The following is a 21,740-nucleotide window of genomic DNA, read 5'->3' as shown; positions in this document are numbered from 1 at the left end:
CACAGCTGCCTTCAACGCAGTGCCAGGCGTGTCAGCGCGTAGGGACCGGGTTGTGCGGAGTGGGTCGGTAACGAAGGGGGATTCTGCCCAAAGGGCGCGGAGCCGACTACTGACCGTTCGGCTGGTTACGAGGTGTTACCAATGTCGTAAAAGTACCCGGGCAGCGCCGAAGGCAGTCATCAGCCTGCCAGCATCGGATAGGTAAACAACCCGAAGTGAAGCAGATTCAAGCCAACGTGCGTGGCAATCGCCGCACCCAGCCCGCCAAACCGATACGCCAGGCCATAACCGACCCCGGCGATGCCCGCCAGCAGCACCCATTGCCACCCTGCACCCACGTGCACCAGGCCGAACAGCAGCGATGCCAGCAGCAGCGCGAGGTTTTCGCCGTAGGGCAACTGTCTGAAGCGCCGGCTCAAGCCGCCTTGAATGTAGCCACGGAACAGGGCTTCTTCCACCAGGGTCACCAGCAACAGGTTATTGAGCACCCATAGCCAGGCCTGGTCCGGCCATTTCGGCGCCCAACTGATCACGCCCAGCAAGGCTGCGCCACCCAGCGCGACGATGGCGGTAAGGGGCAGCACCAACGCGGTGACGCAGATCGACAGGCGCAACGGACGCCGCGCCACAATCCACGGGCAGGCCAGCAGCAACCAGAAACCAATCAGCGGTTTGTCCTGGTTCAGGTACATCGAGAACGGCACGGCATCGGGGGTGAAGCGCTGCGGGGCAATGCCGCGACCGTTATGGAACCCCGGCAGCCAGTGCATCGCCAGGCCTAGCGCCAACACGACAAACAGCCCGTGACCCAGGTAACGCGCCCACGGCGTGCGCTGCTGGCGTACGGCATAGCCGGCGATCAACAGCAGGGCGACGGACACCAGCGCCAGTACGCCCAGTTGCCCGTAGGCCAAGGCCAGCGCATAGCCGATGGAAAGAAGCGCCAGGTACAGCCAGGGCAATGGGAGCATGGGGGAATCCTTGGAAAAAACCGGTTGGCATTATAGCGACGGCCCGCGCCCCGAAACGTGAAAACGCCTCCCCGCAAAAGGGCTTGGGCAAGTGATTGCAAAACATGTCATCGGCTGGTTATAGTCCTCGCGTCCTTATCCCTTCAAAAAGATCAGCACATGCCAGCTTCCCTGCGCATAGCGGTAGTCGATTCAGCGGTCAACGCTGTGCGCGTGCCGTGCGCGAACAAGCAGCCTGCGCAGATCAGTCACTACCCCCCACCTGTCAGTAGCACGCCGGTGTACGCAGTCGTATCACCGCCGGGTGTTGGCATTTCGGGCTGATCGGCACGTTGCTGTGCCCGCTCTGCCTGCCTGAAAAAAACTACTGAATTTCAGCCTCTGCGGCTGAATCGGCTTTTTTTGCCTGATTACAGGTGGTAACCATGTCCGTTCTTTCGAAACACTCCGTGGCCGCGGCGGCCTCGACGAGCCTGTTTGTCCTGCTGTGGAGCAGCGGGGCGATCTTCTCCAAGCTGGGCCTGGCCCATGCGTCACCCTTCGCCTTCCTGCTGATCCGCTTTGCCGTCGCCCTTGCAGGCTTGGTGGTGCTGGTGCCGATCCTCACGCTGAAACTGCCGCGTCCCGGCAAGCCCCTGTTGTACGCGGCGGCAACCGGGTTGGTGTTGCTGGGGGCCTATCAGATTTTCTATCTGCTGGCCCTGGACCTCAGCGTCACCCCCGGCGTCATGGCGACCATCATGGGGGTGCAGCCGATCCTCACCGTGGTGCTGATGGAGCGCCAGCGATCCTGGCGCCGGATGTTCGGCCTGAGTCTGGGCTTGGCCGGGCTGATCATGGTGGTCTACCAAGGCATCGGGCTGGCGGGCATGTCCCTGGCCGGGATGCTGTTCGGGCTGCTGGCCCTGGCAAGCATGACCTTCGGCTCGATCATGCAAAAGCGCATCACCGACAACCCCCTTGGTACCCTGCCGGTGCAGTACCTGGCGGGGCTGCTGTTGTGTTCGGTGTTCGTGCCGTTCCAGCCGTTCCATGTTGAACACAACGCCGGCTTTTACCTGCCGGTGCTGTGGATGGGCCTGGTGGTGTCGTTGCTGGCAACGCTGTTGCTGTACCGCCTGATCGCCCGGGGCAACCTGGTGAACGTCACCAGCCTGTTCTACCTGGTGCCGGCGGTGACGGCGGTGATGGATTACCTGATCTTCGGCAATCGGCTCGCGATGCTGAGCCTGTTGGGGATGGGCTTGATCATCATTGGGCTGGTCTTCGTGTTCCGCAAAAACTGATGCCCCCCGTAGGTGCCGGCCAGCCGGCGCCTACGGTTTTCGAGGCCGCAATACCAGCCACAACGCCCCGGCAATCAACACGCCGCCATATAAATGCGCCATCGATAACGGCTCGTCGAGCAACAACGCCCCCCACAACACGCCGAACGGCGGGATCAGGAAGGTGGTGGTCATCGACCTCACCGGCCCAATCGCGGTGAGCAGCCGGAAGTACAACACGTACGCAAACGCCGTACACACCAGCCCCAACCCCAGCAACGACAGCCACACTTGCCACCCCCCCCAACTCGCCGGCGGATGGCTGATCGCGCTGTAGGCAAACAACGGCAGCAGAAACAGCGTCGCGCCCAGCATGCTGCCCAGGGCCGCGAGACGACTGTCCAGGCCGCCGCGCTGGTCCAGCCAGCGCCTGGCGAGGAACCCGGCAAAGCCATAACAGGTGGTGGCCAACAGGCAAGCCAGTGCGCCCATCAACAATTCCAGGTCAAACGCCACCGGTCCTGCACGGGTCAGCACGCCTACACCGAACAGACCCAGGCACACGCCGGCGATTTTCGACGGGGTGAGGCGTTCGCTGAAAAACAGCCCGCCAATCAACACGCCCATCAACGGCGTGGTGGCATTGAAGATCGCCGAGTAACCCGCCGGCAGCACCTGGGCGGCCACCGAATACATGGTCGCCGGGATCCCCGAGTTGATCACCCCCAGCAACAGGACTGTCTTGAACTTGCCCTGGAAATCCCAGTTCACCCGCGCCATCGCCAGGATCACCAATAGCCCGGCGGCGGCAATCGATACGCGGAAAAATGCGGTCGGCACCGTGCCGATTTCCGGCGCGATAATGCGCATGAACAGAAAGCTCGCGCCCCAGATGGCGGCGAGCCCCAGCAGGTAAAGGGTGTCAACGGGCCTCACGGAACACTCCTACATCAATAAGGCCGCGAGTGTTGCACGCCGCCTTCATTGATTACAGGACAAACCGCGTCACCAGCCCATTCAGGTCCACCGCCAGCCGCGACAGTTCCTGGCTGGCGGCCGAGGTCTGGGTGGCGCCGGCGGCGGTCTGGGTGGACAGGTCGCGGATGTTCACCAGGCTGCGGTCCACATCGCGCGCTACCAGCGCCTGTTGCTCGGCGGCGCTGGCGATCACCAGGTTGCGCTGGCTGATCTGCGAGATGGCGGCGGTGATTTTTTCCAGGGCGCTGCCGGCGCTGTTGGCTCGCTGCAAGGTCTGGCCGGCATGCTCGGCGCTGCTGTTCAGCGCCTCGACGGTGGCCTGGGTGCCTTGCTGGATACCGGTGATCATCTGTTCGATTTCTTCGGTGGAGTCCTGGGTGCGCTGTGCCAGCGAACGCACCTCGTCGGCGACGACCGCGAACCCACGCCCGGCTTCACCGGCACGCGCCGCTTCAATCGCGGCGTTGAGCGCCAGCAGGTTGGTTTGCCCGGCAATGCCACGGATCACTTCCAGCACCTTGCTGATGTCCTGGGCTTGCAGCGCCAGGCCTTCGGCCTTGTTCGAGGCGCCGAGCACTTCGTCCACCAGGTTCTGGATCGAGCTGATGGTTTCGCTGATCTGGTAGTGGCCGTGCTTGCTGTCCTCATCGGAAGCCTGGGACGCCTCGGCGCTGGACACCGCATTACCCGCGACCTCGTCCACCGCCGTGCTCATCTCGGTCACGGCGGTGGCCGCCTGCTCGATTTCATCGTTCTGCGCCTGCAGGCCGCGCGTGCTTTGTTCCATCACCGCGCTCATTTCTTCCGCGGCGGAAGCCAGTTGCTGCGCCGATTCGCTGATGCCTCGGATGGTGGTCTGCAGCTGCGCTTGCATGGTCGCCAGGGCGCTCAGCAATTGCGCGGGTTCGTCATGGCCGCGCACCACGATCGGCTGGCTCAAGTCGCCGGCGGCGATGGTGCGCGCCACGTTCAGGGCCTGGCCGATCGGCGCGGTGATACTGCGGGTCAGCAGCCAGGCCAGCAGCAAGGTGGCGATCAATGCGACTGCGATAATCAGGCCGACAATCCACTGTGCGCTCGAATACATCTGTGCGGCCGAATCGGCCGCCGCTTCGACGCCGTTCTGGTTAAAGACGATCAGGTTTTCCAGGCTCTGGCTCAGGATCGTGCCCTGGGGGGCGAGGCGGCTGACGAGCAGGTCGAGGGCGTCTTGCTGTTGATCCTTGTCCACCAACGCAACCATCTGTCCGACGATGGCCAGGTACGTCGCGACATTGCCCTTGAGGGTTTTCAGCAGTTCGCGCTCTTCGTCATTGCTCAGCAAGGTTTCATGACGATCGAGCAGGGCTTGCAGTTCGCTGCTGGTGCGGCTGATCAGGCCTCTGCTGGTGTCACGCACGCGAGATTCGTCGGTGCTCACCAGGCGCAGGGACTCCAGGCGGATGGTGGCCACCAAGGCTGCGCTGTCATGGATATTCTCGATGCTCGGCATCCAGGTTTGCTCAATGACCAGCGCACTTTCCCGCAGCTTGGCCATCTGGCCCAGGCCAAACATTCCCACAATCACCAGCAAGCTGGCCAAAACCCCAAAACTCAGACTGGCACGCAGACCGATCCTCATGTTCCTCAATGACATCTCAATGCTCCTTGGGCGATTAGAACCTGCTCCCGGATCGGTCTTCGGACCTTGTTAGGGTGGGAGAGGGCGCGCTATATATCAAAGTGCCATCAAGGTGGTAATCGGGGTTTCCCTTAGTTGGATCCAAAGCCTTATGGAGGACCCGCGGCCGTTCTGGTTGGCGGTTTTCCGGCTTCTACCTGCCAGGCCACGGCGCTCAAGGCCTGTGGATCAAACGCGGATCGACTATAAGGTGCGTTTATTGACCGGATGGTCGAATTAAAAAAATTGAAAATAAATGTACGAAATGAACAGACTTGTACAGGTCAGTGCAAAAAATGACCCTTCTCCTGCCTGCGTACACTGGCTAAGCTCAGGGCTTCCCGATGCCCGCTCGAGGTTTCCCGCATGTCGCCATCCACGCCTGCCCTCGCTATCGCCCGCACCATCCTCGAAGGCTTCGACGATTACCGCGAACACTTTCGCCAGATCACCGATGGCGCCCGCGAGCGTTTCGAAAAGGCCCAGTGGCAACAGGGGCAGGCGGCGTCGGCGGCGCGGATCAACCTGTACGAAGACAAGGTCGGTGAAGTCAGCGCGCGCCTGCGTGCGAACTTCGAGGGCAGCGCATTGCTCGACATTGACCTGTGGCCCCTGGTGAAAAGCGCCTATATCGGCCTGATCGACCTGCGCTTTGACGATGAGCTGTCCGAGACCTGGTACAACTCGATCTTCTGCGGGCTGTTCAGCCATGACCTGATCAGCGACGGCTGCATGTTCATCCACACCACGCGGCCGAGCCTGCGCCGGGCACGGGCGGCACAAACCCGTACCTACGCGCCCGCCGGCCAGATTCCCGAGATGCTCGCGCAGATTTTTGCCGACTATCGTTTCAGCGAGCCCTACGCCGACCTGGCAGCCGACCTGCATCGCCTCGAAGCCCAACTGCGGGAAAACCTGCCGGACTGGGTGTGCAAGGACCCGGACCTCAAGGTCGAGCTGTTTTCCTCGGTGCTCTACCGCAACAAAGGCGCCTACCTCGTCGGGCGCATCTACACCCGCGACGAACAATGGCCCCTGGTGATCCCGCTGCTGCACCGCGAAGGCCAGGGCATCCAGATCGATGCGCTGATCACCGACGAGGCGGAGGTGTCGATCATCTTTTCGTTCACCCGCTCCTACTTCATGGTCGACGTGCCGGTGCCGGCGGAATTCATCGGCTTTCTCAAGCGCATCCTGCCGGGCAAGCACATTGCCGAGCTGTACACCTCGATTGGTTTCTATAAACACGGCAAGTCGGAGTTCTACCGCGCGCTGATCAACCACCTGGCGACCACCGACGATCGATTCATCATGGCCCCTGGCGTGCGTGGCATGGTCATGAGCGTGTTCACCCTGCCGGGCTTCAACACCGTGTTCAAGATCATCAAGGACCGTTTTTCACCGTCGAAAAACGTCAACCGCGCCACGGTGATCGAGAAGTACCGCCTGGTCAAAAGCGTCGACCGCGTCGGGCGCATGGCCGATACCCAGGAGTTTGCCGACTTCCGCTTTCCCCTGGGCAAGTTCGAGCCCGAGTGCCTGGCTGAACTGCTGGACGTCGCTGCCGGCACCGTCGAAGTGGAAGGCGATACGGTACTGATCCGCCACTGCTGGACCGAACGGCGCATGACCCCGCTCAACCTCTACCTGGAAAACGCCAACCCCGCCCAGGTGCGCGAAGCCCTGGAAGACTACGGCCTGGCGATCAAGCAACTGGCGGCAGCGAACATCTTTCCCGGCGACATGCTGCTGAAGAACTTCGGCGTCACCCGTCACGGCCGCGTGGTGTTCTACGACTACGACGAAATCTGCTTTCTCACCGAAGCCAACTTCCGCCACATCCCCGCGCCGCGCACGCCCGAGGATGAAATGGCCTCGGAGCCCTGGTACTCCATCGGCCCGCTGGACGTGTTCCCGGAAGAGTTCCCGCCGTTCCTGTTCGCCGACGCCGGCCAGCGCAAGCTGTTCGATGAACTGCACGGCGAGCTGTATAACGCTGATTATTGGAAAGGCCTGCAGGAGGCGATTCGTGCAGGCAAGGTGATCGATGTCTTCCCTTATAAAAGAAAAGAGCAGCCATAAGCTCAAAGCGGCAAGTAAAAGCAGATCCGCCCTGACTTGCCGCTTGAAGCTTGCCGCTCGCAGCTGCTTTTCTGCGACAATCCGCACCCGGCATAAATAGACGACCTTTGCGTACCTGATGACTGACCAAGCGCCCGCTATCGACCAACTGCTGAAAAACCTCGACCACGCCATGCTCGCCGACCGCCACCGCTTGCGGCGCCAGTTGCTCGAGCTGCGCAAGAAGCCCGACGAGGAGAAGCTGGCGCAGTGGGTCACGCGCATGCAGGCGTCTTGCTCCCAGGTCACGGCGCGGCGGGCCAGCCTGCCGGTGATTCGTTACGACGACAGTTTGCCGATCGCCGCCAAGCGCGATGAGATCAAGGACGCGCTGCAAAAGCATCAGGTGCTGATCATTGCCGGCGAGACCGGCTCGGGCAAGACCACCCAGTTGCCGAAGATCTGCCTGGAGATCGGCCGCGGCCAATATGGCCTGATCGGCCATACCCAGCCACGCCGGATCGCTGCGCGCAGCGTCGCCAGCCGCGTCGCCGAAGAGTTGGCCACGCCGCTGGGCGCGTTGGTCGGCTATCAGGTGCGCTTCGAAGACCAGAGCGATGCCAACACCCTGATCAAGCTGATGACCGACGGCATCCTGTTGGCGGAGACCCAGAACGACCGTTACCTGGAACGCTACGACACGATCATCGTCGACGAAGCCCACGAACGCAGCCTGAACATCGACTTCCTGCTGGGTTACCTCAAGACCCTGCTGCCGCGTCGTCCCGACCTGAAAGTCATCATCACTTCGGCGACCATCGACCTGGAGCGTTTTTCCAAGCACTTCGACGACGCACCGATTGTCGAGGTCTCGGGCCGCACCTTCCCCGTGGACACCTGGTACCGCCCATTGACCCTGGAACAGGACGAGGAGGGCAACCGCGTCGAAGACGACCTGACCGTCGACCAGGCGATCCTCGCCACCCTTGATGAAATCGCCGCCTATGAGCGCAGCGAACGCCGCAGCCCTGGCGACGTGCTGGTATTTTTGCCCGGCGAGCGCGAGATTCGCGATGCAGCCGAGATGCTGCGCAAGGCCCAGCTCAAGCACACCGAGATCCTGCCGTTGTACGCGCGGCTGTCGCCGGCCGAACAGCAGCGCATTTTCCAGTCCCATCCAGGGCGCCGCGTGGTACTGGCGACCAACGTCGCGGAAACCTCGCTGACCGTGCCGGGCATTCGTTACGTAATCGACAGCGGCACCGCACGCATCAGCCGCTACAGCTACCGCGCCAAGGTGCAACGCCTGCCGATCGAGGCGATTTCCCAGGCCAGTGCCAACCAGCGTAAAGGCCGTTGCGGCCGGGTGGAGCCGGGGATCTGCATTCGCTTGTACAGCGAAGAGGATTTTATCGGCCGTCCGGAATTTACCGATCCCGAGATTTTGCGCACCAACCTCGCGGCGGTGATCCTGCAGATGCTGCACCTGCGCCTGGGCGAAATCACCGATTTCCCGTTTATCGAACCGCCGGACGGCAAGGCCATCAGCGACGGTTTCAACCTGTTGCAGGAACTCTCGGCCGTCGACCGCAACAGCCAGCTCACGCCATTGGGTCGCCAGTTGGCGCGCCTGCCGGTGGACCCGCGCATGGGCCGCATGCTGCTTGAAGCCGCCAAGCTCGGCAGCTTGCAGGAAGTGTTGATCGTGGCCAGCGCCATGTCGATCCAGGACCCGCGCGAGCGCCCACCGGAGCGCCAGCAGGCCGCCGACCAGGCCCATGCACAGTGGAAAGATGCGGACTCGGACTTCGCCGGGCTGGTCAATCTGTGGCGTGGCTTTGAAGAGCAGCGCCAGGCACTCACCGCCAGCCCGCTGCGTAACTGGTGTCGCAAGAACTTCCTCAACTACCTGCGTCTGCGCGAGTGGCGCGACTCCCATCGCCAGTTGAGCCTGATCTGCCGCGACATGCAGTTGACCGTCAACAAAGAACCGGCGGATTTCCCCAAGCTGCACAAGGCGGTGCTGTCCGGCCTGCTCAGCCAGATCGGCCAGAAGACCGAAGACGGCGATTACCTCGGCGCCCGTCAGCGACGCTTCTGGATCCACCCGTCCTCGGGTATCGGCAAGAAACGCCCGCAATGGCTGATGACCGCCGAACTGGTGGAAACCACCAAGCTGTATGCGCGCATGGTGGCGAAGATCGATGCCGACTGGATTGAACCGCTGGCCGGGCACTTGATCAAGAAAAACCACTTCGAGCCCCACTGGGAGAAGAAGCGCGGCCAGGTGGTGGCGTTCGAGCAGATCACCCTGTTCGGGCTGATCGTGGTCGGGCGTCGGCCGGTGCATTACGGGCCGATTGACCCGGTGGTGTCGCGGGAGTTGTTTATTCGCGAAGGCTTGGTGCGTGGCGAGATCCAGTCCCGCGCCAAGTGCCTCACGGCCAACCAGCAACTGCTGGAGCAGCTCGACGAACTGGAAGCCAAGGCGCGCCGCCGCGATATCCTGGCCGACGAAGAGACCTTGTACGCGTTCTACGACGCACGGCTGCCGGCGGAGATCCACCAGACCGCCACCTTTGACAGCTGGTACAAGGTCAACAGCCAGAAAGACCCGCAGTTGCTGATCATGCGCGAGGAAGACGTGCTGGCCCGCGAGGCCAGTGAAGTCACTGCCGCCCATTACCCGGACACCCTGCACCTGGGCGACCTGGAACTGGCCCTGAGTTACCACTTTGAACCCAACCACCCCCGCGACGGCGTGACCCTGCGCGTACCGGCACCGCTGCTGCCAGCCTTGCCGCCGGAGCGCCTGGAATGGCTGGTGCCGGGGCTGATCGAAGCCAAGTGCATCGCCCTGGTGCGCAACCTGCCCAAGGCCCTGCGCAAGAACTTCGTGCCGGTGCCGGATTTCGTCAAGGCGGCGCTGCAGCGCATCGAGTTTGGCCAGGGTTCGCTGCCCCAGGCATTGGGGCGCGAATTGCTGCGCATGACCGGGGCGCGGGTCAGCGATGAGGCCTGGGCCGAAGCGGCGCAGCAGGTGGAAAACCATCTGAAGATGAACCTGGAAGTGGTCGACGGCCAGGGCAAGTTCCTCGGCGAAGGCCGCGACCTGGCCGAGTTGACTGCGCGGTTTGCCGAAGCCAGCCAGGCCGCGCTGGCCGTGCCGCACACCGCGAAAAGCCAGCAGCCGGTGGAGGCCAAGGTGTTCGCGGCGGTGGCTGAGAAAACCCAGCAGAAGATCGCCGGGCTGTCGATGACGGTCTACCCGGCACTGGTGGAAGAAAACGGCACCGTGAAAGAGGGGCGTTTCTCCACCGCCGCCGAGGCTGAGTTCCAGCACCGCCGTGCGTTGCAGCGCCTGCTGATGCAGCAATTGGCGGAACCGGCGAAATTCCTGCGCGGCAAATTGCCCGGCCTCACTGAACTGGGCCTGATGTACCGCGAACTGGGGCGTATCGACGCCCTGGTGGAAGACATCCTGCTGGCCAGCCTCGACACCTGTGTGCTGGAAGGCGAAGCCAGCCTGCCCCGTGACGGTGCCGGCTTGGCGGCGCTGGCTGAACGCAAGCGTGGCAGTTGGACCGAACACGCCGAACGCCTGGCGCGCCTGACCCTGGACGTGCTGAAGCTCTGGCATGGACTGCAAAAGCGCTTCAAGGGCAAGATCGACCTGGCCCAGGCCGTGGCCCTGAACGACATCAAGCAGCAATTGAGCAACCTGGTGTATCCCGGCTTTGTGCGCGAAACCCCGGCGCAGTGGTTCAAGGAATTGCCGCGTTTTCTCAAGGCCATCGAATTGCGCCTGGAGAAGCTGCCGAGCCAGGTGCAAAAGGATCGAGTGTGGAGCAGCGAATTGGGCGGCCTGTGGGCGCAGTACCAGACCCGCTTGAACAAGCACGCCCAGGAAGGCAAGCGCGACCCGCAACTGGAGCTTTATCGCTGGTGGTTGGAGGAATACCGGGTGTCGTTGTTTGCCCAGCAGTTGGGGACCAAGGTGCCGATTTCCGACAAGCGCTTGAGCAAGCAGTGGAGCCTGGTCGAGGCCTGATCCCTTTCTCGGTTATCCAGACCAGACAGGTCCAAATGTGGGAGGGGGCTTGCCCCCGATAGCGATGTGTCAGTGGCAGAACCTGTGTCTGGTACACCGCTATCAGGGCAAGCCCCCTCCCACATTGAAACTTGATGGCGTTTTGATCGGGGTGTTTATCCGGCATATGGCGCCAAACCCCAGGGTTTGTGGCAAACTTCGCGGTTATAAATGCCGGGATCGTCGTGATGGGCTGGTGTGTAGCCACGGCGCGATGGAATAAAGCGATGCCAGTTTGATGTCCGCTGGGCGGAATAGAACTACTTACGGTTTGGTACGTCGGTACCAATATCATCTGCCTGACAGATTTAGAGGAACGATCGTGCATAACGTCGTCATCAGCGGCACTGGCCTTTACACCCCTGCCAACAGCATCAGCAACGAAGAACTGGTGCAGTCTTTCAATGCGTACGTGCACCAGTTCAACTCGGACAACGCCGCTGCCATCGAGCGCGGTGAAGTCCAGGCGCTGACGGAGTCGAGCGCTGCGTTCATCGAAAAAGCCTCGGGCATCAAGAGCCGCTTCGTGATGGACAAGGACGGCATCCTTGACCCGCAGCGCATGGCGCCGCGCCTGCCCGAACGCAGCAATGACGAGTGGTCGGTGCTTTGCCAGATGGCCATCGGTGCCGCCGAGCAGGCCCTGCAGCGCGCCGGCAAGACTGCCGCCGACATCGATGGTGTGATCGTCGCCTGTTCCAACCTGCAACGTGCCTACCCGGCCATCGCCATCGAAGTCCAGGAAGCCCTGGGCATCGCAGGCTTCGGTTTCGACATGAACGTGGCGTGCTCCTCGGCGACCTTCGGCATCCAGAACGCCGCCAACAGCATCCAGCTGGGCCAGGCCCGGGCGATCCTGATGGTCAACCCGGAAGTCTGCACCGGCCACTTGAACTTCCGTGACCGCGACAGCCACTTTATCTTCGGCGACGCCGCCACGGCGGTGGTCCTCGAGCGCGCCGACCTGGCAACGTCCGAGCATCAGTTCGACGTGGTGAGCACCAAGCTGCTGACCAAGTTCTCCAATAACATCCGCAACAACTTCGGCTTTCTCAACCGCGCGGCGGAAGAGGGCATCGGTGCGCCCGACAAGCTGTTCGTGCAGGAAGGCCGCAAGGTCTTTCGCGACGTGTGCCCGATGGTCGCCGAGCTGATCGGCGTGCACCTGGAAGAGAACCAGTTGAACGTGGCCGATGTGAAGCGTTTCTGGCTGCACCAGGCCAACCTGAGCATGAACCACCTGATTGTGAAGAAGCTGCTGGGCCGCGAAGCCACGGTAGAAGAAGCACCGGTGATCCTCGATACTTACGCCAACACCAGCTCGGCAGGTTCGGTGATTGCGTTCCACACCTACCAGGACGACCTGCCCAAGGGCGCCGTCGCGGTACTCAGTTCGTTTGGCGCAGGCTATTCGATCGGTAGCGTGATCCTGCGCAAGCGTTAAGACAATCGAGGTCTTGAATGGCAGCAGCGGACGACGCGCACCTGCTTGAGCGACTGCTCAAGGGCGAGCAACGGGCCTACAAGGAACTGGTCACCACGTATCAAAGCGCAATGCGGGCGGTGGCGTATGCCATCGCTGGCCAGCGCCATGCCGACGAAGTGGTGCAGGACGCCTGGCTGTCGGTGGTGCGCAACCTGGCCAAATTCGAAGGGCGTTCCAGCCTCAAGACCTGGCTGCTGACCATCACTGCCAACGCCGCCAAGGGGCGCTACAAACAGAATCGTCGGGAAGTGCTGCTCGACGACTTGCCTTCGCCCCATGGCACCATCGGCGATGACCGCTTTACCGCCGATGATGGCCACTGGGCCGTCGCCCCGTATGCCTGGCATCAGGACACCCCGGAAGCCCTGCTGACCGAGGATGAGCTGCGCAACTGCCTGGAACATACGCTGCTGAGTCTGTCTGAACTGCAAAGCAGTGTGCTGGTGCTGCGTGAACGCCAGGGTCTGGAGCTGGAGGAGATCTGTAATCTTCTGACGCTCTCACTCTCCAATGTCCGCGTGCTGTTGCATCGAGCACGGCTTAAAGTCTTCGCCACGGTGGAGCATTTTGAGGAAACGGGCGAATGTTGACCTGTAAAGAACAAGTGGCACGTTCCAGTGACTATCTCGATGGGCAATTGACCTTTCGCGAACGTCTGCTGGTGCGTCATCACTTGATGTTCTGCCCCAACTGCCGACGGTTTATCCGCCAGATGCGCCTGCTGCAGGCGACGTTGCGGATGCTGCCGCAGGAACCGGTGAAAGACGTGGATACCCTGGCGCAACGGCTGGCTGCCGAGCGGCTCAAGGATCAGAAAGACGGGGAATAAGCAGGCTCGCGTGGGGCGATCGGACGGATGATGGGGACCGATCCACCCACGCAAGTCTGGTACAGCCACCTCGGGCCGTCCTGGCCCGAGGTCTTGAACACTTATCTTTAGAACTTGGCTTCTGCATCCAGCTGGAAGGTGTTGGCTTTGGCGCTACCGTCCACCAGCGTGCGGCTGTAGGTGTCAGTCTTGGTCAGGAAGTAGGTCGCGCCGACGGCGAAGTTCTTGTCGATGTCATAGCCGACTTTGAACTTGTGACCACGGGAACCCGTGAAGCCGCCGCCGAAGTCCGAATCGGTGAAGGCACCCACCACGGCGTTTTTCTGCACGTCGCGATAGTTGTAGTCCAGGTTGAAACCGAACACCTTGGACTTGGCACCCAGCAACCAGGCCGTGTCCGCATCGTCGATTGCGTCGTTGTTTTTCACGTACTGACCGTAGAACGACAGGGGGACCGCCAGGCCGCCGATATCGACTTGACCGAAGCCTTCATACAGGCGGAACTCGCCGTTGGGGGTGTTACCGTTGGTGGCCAGCACGTTCGGGGTACTGGTGCCTGAGGCGCGGCTGTCTTCATCGTTCTGGTAGGCGTAGACGCTGCCGCCCAGGGTCATTTTCAGGTTGTCGGTCACCGAGAAGCGGGTCCCCAACTGGCCGGTGGTCAGGCGCAGGTCATGGCGGTACTGCACGCCGTCACCGTCCACGTTGTCCTTGAGGTTGTAGTTACCCAGGCTGCCGAACAGCTCGGCGCTGCCGCCCAGTGGGTACTTGTAGGTGAGTGCCAGGCCTTCCGGGTTGATGTCGCTATCCCAGATCACATCGCCCATGTTGACCCAGGGCTGCAGCATTTTGCCGCCAATGATGTGCAGGTTTTTGATCTGGTCGGGGTGGTAGTCGATATAGCCGAGGTCCAGCCAGATCGATTTTTTATCGAAGTAGCCGTCCAGGTCCTGGTTGGTGGAGCGCGCATCGCTGCCGCCGCCGGTGGCGATACGAATACCGGTGTCCACCTGCGGGTTGATTTCGGTGTAGGCGCCGAGGCGCGCGCGGATCCGTTCGCGGTCCTTGTCACGACCGGTGACGCCGGCGCGGGTGACACCATTTTCGCCTTCGACCTTGATGGTCTCGTGGCGCATGCGCACATCACCCTTGAACTGAGTCTTGGCGGCCCAGGCCAGCTTCTGGTCGAAGCTGCTCAGCTCGTTGGTTTTCTTCGCGGTGGCCGCGATCTGTTCGTTGGTCTCTTGTTGAGCTTGCCGTGCGATCTGCTGTTCTTTCTGGTCTTTGGCCAACTCGTTTTGCAGTTCGGTGTACTGCGAAGCGGTGATCTGGCCGTTGGCCTTGAGCATGTCGAGCAATTTAGCGTCGACTGCAGCGCTGGCCGGAACGCTCAGGGCCAGTAACAGGCCCCCGCACAGGGCCGCTGCAGTTTTAGTGGAAGCAAGACGCATATCAATCTCCGAAAGTGAGGAGGGATGGCAAACCATCCAGGACACAACCGACCGATGACGGACGGAAAAGTAACCACCTGATAGAACCAGGCGCTCTAAAAACAGGCGTCAGTATCACGATCGTTTATGACGGCGCAGTGGCGAAGTGATGTCATGTAGATGACAAATTATTTAAGAATGGAACTATTGATTTAGAGCCTTGTCGGGCGATTTGGGGGTGTGCCCGGACCTGCGATAAGCGATACTCGCCAGGCTTTCATGCCATGACGTAGTGAGGATGCCGATGCCGCTGCAACGCCTGGACAACCTGTCCGAAATCGCTCCGCAGGCCTGGGACGCACTGGTGCCGGACGCCCAGCCCTTTGTGCGGCACGCCTTCCTCAGCGCGCTGGAAGACAGTGCCAGCCTGGGCCCTCAATCGGGCTGGCAACCGGAACATTTGTTGCACTGGGAAGGCGACCGCCTGGTGGCGGCATTGCCCAGTTATCGCAAATGGCATTCCTATGGCGAGTACGTGTTCGACCATGGTTGGGCCGATGCCTGCGAGCGTGCGGGCATTGATTACTACCCCAAGCTGCTGACGGCCGTACCATTCAGCCCGGTCAGCGGCCCCCGCTTGTTGGCGGCCAGCGTCGACGATGGTTTCGAACTGCTGAAGAGCCTGCCGGGCTACCTGGAAATCGAAGGGCTCTCCAGTGCCCATATCAACTTCACCGACGGCTTGGCCGATGAGGCGTTAGCCCAACAACCGGGTTGGTTGCAGCGCCTGGGTTGTCAGTTTCACTGGCAGAACCGTGGTTACCGTGACTTCCAGGATTTTCTCGATGCCCTCAGTTCCCGCAAGCGCAAACAGATGCGCAAGGAGCGCGAACAAGTGGCGGGGCAGGGCATCGACTTCCAGTGGTTGCAAGGCCACGAGTTGAGCGAGGCGCAATGGGATTTTGTCTACGCCTGCTACGCCAATACCTACGCGGTCCGCCGCCAGACACCCTACCTGACCCGCGAATTTTTCAGCCTGCTCGCCGAACGCATGCCCGAGGCGATCCGTGTGGTGCTGGCCAAGCAAGGCACACGCCCAGTGGCCATGGCCTTCAGCCTGATCGGTGGCGACAGCTTCTACGGCCGCTACTGGGGTTGCCTGGCGGAGTTTGACCGGCTGCATTTCGAAACCTGCTTCTACCAGGGCATGGATTACGCCATCGCCCACGGCCTGCAACGCTTCGACGCCGGCGCCCAGGGTGAGCACAAATTGATTCGCGGGTTTGAACCGGTGATCACCCGGTCATGGCACTACCTGCGCCATCCCGGGTTGAAGAATGCCGTCGAGGATTTCCTCGAGCGCGAACGGGTGGGGATTGTGGCGTATGCCGAAGAGGCGAGGGCAGCCCTGCCTTACCGGCAGGGCTGACCCTTTGCCTCAGGCCGGCTCCTCCTTGCCCAGCCATCGATAGACAACACCGCCCGCCACCGCACCCAGGATCGGCGCGAGCCAGAACATCCACAACTGCTGGATCGCCCACCCGCCGACGATCAAGGCCGGGCCGGTACTGCGGGCCGGGTTGACCGAGGTGTTGGTCACGGGGATGGAGATCAGGTGGATCAAGGTGAGGGCCAGGCCAATGGCGATGGGCGCGAGGCCCTTCGGGGCACGGTGGTCGGTGGCGCCGAGGATGATCAGCACGAACATCGCTGTCATCACCAGCTCGCAGACAAACCCCGCTGCCATTGAATAGCCGCCCGGCGAATGCTCGCCATAGCCGTTGGAGGCCAGTCCGCCGGCCAGTTCAAAGCCCGGCCTGCCGCTGGCGATGAAGTACAACAATGCGGCGGCGACCACCCCGCCAATGACTTGGGCCACGATGTACGCCGGTAACTCCCTGGCCGGAAACCTCCCGCCCACTACCAGCCCCACCGATACCGCCGGGTTGAGGTGACAACCGCTGATATGCCCGATGGCCACCGCCATGGTCAGCACCGTGAGCCCGAACGCCAGGGCCACACCCAGCAACCCGATCCCGACGGCGGGAAAAGCGGCGGCCAACACCGCACTCCCGCAACCGCCCAACACCAGCCAAAACGTTCCCAACCCCTCTGTGACTGAACGCTTGAACAAAGACATGCAGCACGTCCTTGATAGATCGCTCTACCCAATCAGTAAATCAGTGATGCTCCCTGCAGATTTACTTCAGCGCCCGTCTGGGCACTGCACTGAGTACAGCACGGTTTTTACACAAATCCAGGCCACCCATGTGGGAGGGGGCTTGCTTCAGTCGATGCCGACAAACCCCCCGGTCTGGTGCTGCCACAAGCGTGCATACAAGCCGCCATGGGCCAGCAGCTCGGCATGGCTGCCCGTCTCGGCAATCTGGCCTTTCTCCAGCACCACCAGGCGGTCCATCCGCGCGATGGTCGACAACCGGTGCGCAATCGCAATCACCGTCTTGCCTTGCATCAGGGTTTCCAGGCTTTCCTGGATCGCCGCTTCCACTTCCGAATCCAGCGCCGAGGTGGCTTCGTCCATGATCAGGATCGGCGCATCCTTGAGCAGTACACGGGCGATAGCGATACGTTGACGCTGCCCACCGGAGAGTTTCACCCCGCGTTCGCCCACGTGGGCATCCAGCCCGGTACGCCCTTCCGAGTCCGACAGCAGCGGGATGAACTCGTCGGCACGCGCCTTGTGCACGGCGGCCCAGAGTTCTTCGTCGGTGGCGTCCGGCTTGCCGTACAGCAGGTTGTCGCGGATCGAACGGTGCAGCAGCGAGGTGTCCTGGGTGATCATGCCGATCTGTTCGCGCAGGGTTTCCTGGGCCACTTCAGCGATGTCCTGGCCGTCGATCAGGATCCGCCCGCCTTGCAGGTCGTAGAGGCGCAGCAGCAGGTTGACCAGGGTCGACTTGCCCGCGCCGGACGGGCCGATCAGGCCGATCTTTTCACCGGCCTTGATCTCAAGGTTCAGGCCGCCAATGATCCCGCTCTGCTTGCCGTAGTGGAAATCCACGTGCTCGAAGCGGACTTCGCCACGGGGCACGCTTAAACGCGGGGCGTTGTCGCGATCAATCACGGCCAGGGGTTGGGCGATGGTTTTCAGGCCGTCCTGCACCATGCCGATATTTTCGAAGATGCCGTTGACCACCCACATGATCCAGCCGGACATGTTGACGATACGAATCACCAGGCCGGTAGCCAGGGCAATCGCGCCCACCGAGATCAGCGACTGTGTCCACAGCCACAGGGCCAGGCCGGTGGTGGTGACGATCAGCAGGCCGTTCATGCTGGTGATTGCGATGTCCATGCTGGTCACCACGCGGCTGGCCAGCTGGGTTTTTTCGGTCTGCTCGATGATCGCTTCCTTGGCGTACTGCTGCTCGTATTGGGTGTGTGCGAACAGCTTCAAGGTGGTGATGTTGGTGTAGCCGTCGACGATGCGGCCCATCAGTTTGGAGCGTGCCTCCGACGAGATCACCGAGCGTTCTTTCACGCGCGGCACGAAGTAGCGCAGCGCCAGGCTGTAGCAAACGATCCAGGTCACGAGTGGGATCATCAGGCGCCAGTCGGCCTCGGCAAACAGCACCAGGGAGCTGATGGCGTAGATCGCCACGTGCCAGATAGCGTCCACTGCCGCCACGGCGGAGTCGCGCAGGGAGTTGCCGGTTTGCATGATGCGCTGGGCGATACGCCCGGCGAAGTCATTCTGGAAGAAGTTGAGGCTCTGCTTGAGCACGTAGCTGTGGTTCTGCCAGCGGATCAGGCTGGTCATGCCGGGGCTGATGGTCTGGTGCACCAGCAGGTCGTGCAAGGCGCCGAAGATCGGGCGCAGCAGCAGGGCGACCACGGCCATCCAGATCAGCTCGGTGCTGTGGAGCTGGAAGAAGTTGGCGGGTGGCGTGCCCTGGGCCAGGTCGATGATACGGCTCAGGTAGCTGAACAGCGCGACTTCGATCAGCGCGCCGATCAGGCCCACCACCAGCAAGGCGGCGAAGTGCGGCCACACCTGGCGCAGGTAGTAGAGGTAGAAGGGCAGGACTTTGTCGGGAGGGGCGGCGCTGGGTGCGTCGCGGAAAATATCGATCAGTTGTTCAAAACGACGATAGAGCATTAGGGTTGACGCCCGCCTGGCGGGCTCTCCTTTCAAATGCGCGCGCGGCCTTGTGGGCCGTGCGCGGAGTTTCCTGCAGACCTCAGTCGATGCGCTTGGCCGACTTGATCAGGACAGGATCGATTGGCACGTTCTGCATGCCTTGCTTGGTGGTGGTCTGGGAGTTGACGATGATGTCGACCACATCCATGCCCTTGACCACTTTGGCGAACACGGCATAACCGGCATCGCGACCCGGGTCGAGGAAGGCGTTGTCAGCCACGTTGATGAAGAACTGGCTGGTGGCCGAATCCGGGTTCGAGGTGCGGGCCATCGACAGCGTGCCACGCACGTTATGCAGGCCATTGCTGGCTTCGTTCTTGATCGGCGCTTCGGTCGGCTTTTGCGACATCTGCTGGGTGAACCCGCCACCCTGGACCATGAAACCCGGGATCACGCGGTGGAAGATCGTGTTGGTGTAGAAGCCTTTGTCGACATAGGCGAGGAAATTCTTGGTACTGATCGGCGCCTTGACCGGGTCCAGTTCGATTTCAATGTCGCCGTTGGTGGTGGAGATCAATACGTGTGGCGCCTTGGAAGGCTCGGCGGCCATCAGGTTGGCAGCGAACAGAACGGAACCGGCAAAAAAGGCGATTTTTTTCAGCATGGGTCAGTGATCCTGGGTAGTGGTTTCGACTGTCTCTAGAAAATCGAGCAGGGTGGTATTAAAGACTTCGGGTTGATCCAAGGGCGTGGCATGGCGGGAATCCTCGATCACCACCAGTCGCGCATCGGGCAGCAGTTTTACATAGTTTTCTTTCTGGGCCACGGGGGTGTAGTCGTGGTCGGCGCTGATGACCAGGGTTGGACAGGTAATCCTCGAAAGTCGTTCCTGTACGCCCCAGCCCACAATCGCATCGAAGCTGGCGAGATAAGCACGTTTGTCGTTTTTTGCCCAGCGTTCGGCCATCTTGCGGCGAAGGTCGGCCTGACCCGGCTTGGGGAAGAGGCGCTCGCCCAGTGCCTTGCCGATGGTGGCGAGGCTGAGCACACGGGCGAGCGTCCAGCGCTTGACCCACCACCCGTACTCCCGGGCACTGCGTACCTTGACCTGCGGCGCGCTGTTGACGATGCACAGGCTCTTGACCCGGCCGGGTTCGTCCACCGCCAGTTGGAAGGCGATCATGCCGCCCATGGACAAGCCCACCACATGGGCGGGCGGCAGGTCCAGGTGCTCGATCAGGGCGATCAGGTCGTAGGTGAACCCTTCGATGCTGTAGCGCTCCCGAGGCTTGTCGGAGCGCCCATGGCCGCGCACATCCACCACGATCAGGCGGTAGTGGCGGGCCAGCGCCGGCACCTGCAGTTCCCAATCCTGGCTGCTGGAGCCCAGGCCGTGGATCAGGATCAGCGGCGTGCCGTGGCCGTATTCCTCATAGTGCAGGCTGCAGCCTTCATGGTCGAACCAGGCCATGCATGAACTCCGTTTCAGGCTTGCTGGGGGGCGGCGAAAGGCGCGTCCAGAGGGGCTGTGTCAAAGGTGCGCAGCAGCTCCACGAGGATCTGCGTTGCCGGCCCCAAGGGTTTGTCCTTGTTTGAATACAGGTAGAACGTGGGGTGGCGGCTGCCGCCCTGTTCCAAGGGTAGCTGCTTGAGCACGCCTTCGGCGAGTTCACGCTCGATCATGTGCCGTGGCAGCCAGGCAAAGCCCAGGCCGCTGCCGACAAAGGCGGCGGCGGTGGCCAGGCTGCCGACGGTCCAGCGTTGTTCAGCGCCAAGCCAGCCCACATCCCGGGGTTGCTGGCGGCCGGAGTCGCGGATCACCACCTGCATCTGGCTTTCCAGGTCCTGGAAGCTCAACTCGCGGTTCATGCGGTGCAAGGCGTGCTCGGGGTGGGCCACGGCGACGAACTCCACGTCGCTCATTTCGGTGCCCAGGTAGCCGGGGATGCTGAAGCCGCAAATCGCCAGGTCGGCCACGCCTTCGATCAACAGCTCTTCGACGCCGGACAGCACCTCTTCCCGCAAACGCACCCGGCAACCACGGCTCTGCGGCATGAACGCGGTGAGTGCGCGTACCAGGCGCGCGTTGGGATAGGCCGCATCGACGACCAGCCGCACTTCGGCTTCCCAGCCCTGTTCCATATGGTGGGCGAGGTCTTCCAGCTGGCTGGCGTTTTTCACCAGTTGCCGGGAGCGGCGCAGCAGCACTTCACCGGCGTCGGTGAGTACCGCCTTGCGCCCGTCGATGCGCAGCAGCGGCACGCCGAGTTGGTCTTGCATACGGGCCACGGTGTAGCTCACCGAGGACTGCGAACGGTGCAGCGCTTCCGCTGCCTGGGCGAAGCCGCCGTGGTCGACGACGGCTTGCAGCGTGCGCCATTGATCGAGGGTAACGCGGGGCGCTTTCAAGATGTGTTCCTCTTGTCCTAAGCTGGCGGTCCCTATTGGAGACTGCCGAATGAGAAAATTCTGTTGTGTGTTGCTGACGCTGCTGCCGATGAGCGCGTTTGCCTACCCCATCGACGTGACGAAAAAGATCGACGGCGTGAGCATCGATTACACCGCCTCCGACGTGGACGGCGATATCAGCTCGATCCAGCTGAATAACTACGGCACCCAGGACGCCGTGTGTTCGGTAACGTTCACCAATGGTCCGGAATCGCCGCGTCGTCGCACGGTTACGGTGCCGGCGGGGAAAAGCACCAACACCACGGTCAAGTTCAACCGCGCCATTATCAAGATGCGTATCGCGTTGGCCTGCGCGCCGAAATAACACAGCAGCGGAGCATGCCCCTCGCGATACTCCGCTTATAAACAAATTTATAGATTGGTTATAGCAGTTTTTTGCGCTTTTTTATCGAATTGGCT

17 protein-coding genes are annotated in these 21,740 nt (G+C 61.8%); 8 read left to right on the top strand and 9 right to left on the bottom strand.

The window, feature by feature from the left end; genetic code table 11:
- Positions 1–179: 179 nt before the first annotated feature.
- A complete protein-coding gene (locus FX984_RS11305; protein ID WP_027603744.1) occupies positions 180–971 on the bottom strand; it encodes a CPBP family intramembrane glutamic endopeptidase in 792 nt (263 codons plus the stop codon).
- Positions 972–1,396: 425 nt separating this feature from the next.
- Here FX984_RS11305 and FX984_RS11300 point away from each other — a divergent pair, with 425 nt between their 5' ends.
- A complete protein-coding gene (locus FX984_RS11300; RefSeq protein ID WP_027603745.1) occupies positions 1,397–2,257 on the top strand; it encodes a DMT family transporter in 861 nt (286 codons plus the stop codon).
- Between the two features lie 30 nt (positions 2,258–2,287).
- On the opposite strand, the gene FX984_RS11295 is transcribed toward FX984_RS11300, so the two are convergent.
- Positions 2,288–3,172, bottom strand: coding sequence for a DMT family transporter (locus FX984_RS11295; RefSeq protein WP_027603746.1), 885 nt, complete (start codon positions 3,170–3,172; stop codon positions 2,288–2,290).
- Between the two features lie 52 nt (positions 3,173–3,224).
- The gene (locus FX984_RS11290) at positions 3,225–4,835 is read right to left on the bottom strand and encodes a methyl-accepting chemotaxis protein (protein ID WP_371914486.1); all 1,611 of its coding nucleotides are present in this window, start codon (positions 4,833–4,835) and stop codon (positions 3,225–3,227) included.
- Between the two features lie 405 nt (positions 4,836–5,240).
- Between FX984_RS11290 and aceK the strand changes: the two genes are divergently transcribed.
- The 5 genes from aceK (at position 5,241) to FX984_RS11265 (ending at position 13,340) form a co-directional block, all read left to right on the top strand.
- Positions 5,241–6,956, top strand: a complete 1,716-nt coding sequence (gene aceK / locus FX984_RS11285) for a bifunctional isocitrate dehydrogenase kinase/phosphatase (RefSeq protein ID WP_146476737.1) — start codon at positions 5,241–5,243, stop codon at positions 6,954–6,956.
- Positions 6,957–7,074: 118 nt separating this feature from the next.
- On the top strand, positions 7,075–10,986 hold the full coding sequence (gene hrpA / locus FX984_RS11280; RefSeq protein WP_154905346.1) for an ATP-dependent RNA helicase HrpA: 3,912 nt from the start codon (positions 7,075–7,077) through the stop codon (positions 10,984–10,986).
- Positions 10,987–11,347: 361 nt separating this feature from the next.
- Positions 11,348–12,469 (top strand): beta-ketoacyl-ACP synthase III, encoded by a 1,122-nt coding sequence (locus FX984_RS11275; protein WP_131698652.1) that lies wholly within the window; start codon positions 11,348–11,350, stop codon positions 12,467–12,469.
- Positions 12,470–12,486: 17 nt separating this feature from the next.
- Entirely contained in the window at positions 12,487–13,101 is a 615-nt protein-coding gene (locus FX984_RS11270) for an RNA polymerase sigma factor (protein ID WP_098478929.1), read from the top strand.
- Positions 13,095–13,340 (top strand): anti-sigma factor family protein, encoded by a 246-nt coding sequence (locus FX984_RS11265; RefSeq protein ID WP_098478930.1) that lies wholly within the window; start codon positions 13,095–13,097, stop codon positions 13,338–13,340. Before FX984_RS11270 ends, FX984_RS11265 begins: the two co-directional genes overlap by 7 nt.
- A 107-nt stretch (positions 13,341–13,447) precedes the next feature.
- Here the strand turns inward: FX984_RS11265 and FX984_RS11260 are convergent, their stop codons facing one another.
- On the bottom strand, positions 13,448–14,791 hold the full coding sequence (locus FX984_RS11260) for a putative porin (RefSeq protein ID WP_027603753.1): 1,344 nt from the start codon (positions 14,789–14,791) through the stop codon (positions 13,448–13,450).
- Between the two features lie 283 nt (positions 14,792–15,074).
- Between FX984_RS11260 and FX984_RS11255 the strand changes: the two genes are divergently transcribed.
- Positions 15,075–16,199 (top strand): GNAT family N-acetyltransferase, encoded by a 1,125-nt coding sequence (locus tag FX984_RS11255; protein WP_092355484.1) that lies wholly within the window; start codon positions 15,075–15,077, stop codon positions 16,197–16,199.
- A gap of 9 nt (positions 16,200–16,208) precedes the next feature.
- Here FX984_RS11255 and aqpZ read toward each other — a convergent pair whose 3' ends face one another.
- From aqpZ to FX984_RS11230, 5 genes are all read right to left on the bottom strand, one after another.
- Positions 16,209–16,910 (bottom strand): aquaporin Z, encoded by a 702-nt coding sequence (gene aqpZ / locus FX984_RS11250; RefSeq protein ID WP_092355304.1) that lies wholly within the window; start codon positions 16,908–16,910, stop codon positions 16,209–16,211.
- Between the two features lie 147 nt (positions 16,911–17,057).
- Positions 17,058–18,890 (bottom strand): ABC transporter ATP-binding protein, encoded by a 1,833-nt coding sequence (locus FX984_RS11245; protein ID WP_092355301.1) that lies wholly within the window; start codon positions 18,888–18,890, stop codon positions 17,058–17,060.
- Between the two features lie 82 nt (positions 18,891–18,972).
- Complete coding sequence (locus FX984_RS11240) at positions 18,973–19,536, bottom strand: peptidylprolyl isomerase (RefSeq protein WP_027603757.1); 564 nt, start codon at positions 19,534–19,536, stop codon at positions 18,973–18,975.
- A 3-nt stretch (positions 19,537–19,539) separates the two neighbouring features.
- Positions 19,540–20,343 carry an alpha/beta fold hydrolase gene (locus FX984_RS11235; protein ID WP_027603758.1) on the bottom strand — a complete coding sequence of 268 codons (804 nt, stop codon included), beginning with the start codon at positions 20,341–20,343 and terminating at the stop codon, positions 19,540–19,542.
- Between the two features lie 14 nt (positions 20,344–20,357).
- Entirely contained in the window at positions 20,358–21,281 is a 924-nt protein-coding gene (locus FX984_RS11230) for a PA3225 family LysR-type transcriptional regulator (protein WP_027603759.1), read from the bottom strand.
- A gap of 49 nt (positions 21,282–21,330) precedes the next feature.
- Between FX984_RS11230 and FX984_RS11225 the strand changes: the two genes are divergently transcribed.
- On the top strand, positions 21,331–21,645 hold the full coding sequence (locus FX984_RS11225; protein WP_027603760.1) for a hypothetical protein: 315 nt from the start codon (positions 21,331–21,333) through the stop codon (positions 21,643–21,645).
- The last annotated feature ends 95 nt before the right edge of the window (positions 21,646–21,740 follow it).

This window comes from Pseudomonas marginalis (assembly GCF_008692035.1).
GTDB classification, from domain to species: Bacteria; Pseudomonadota; Gammaproteobacteria; order Pseudomonadales; family Pseudomonadaceae; genus Aquipseudomonas; species Aquipseudomonas marginalis.
Note: the sequence above shows the minus strand (reverse complement) of the source record. Positions and strands in the feature narration are given on the sequence as shown.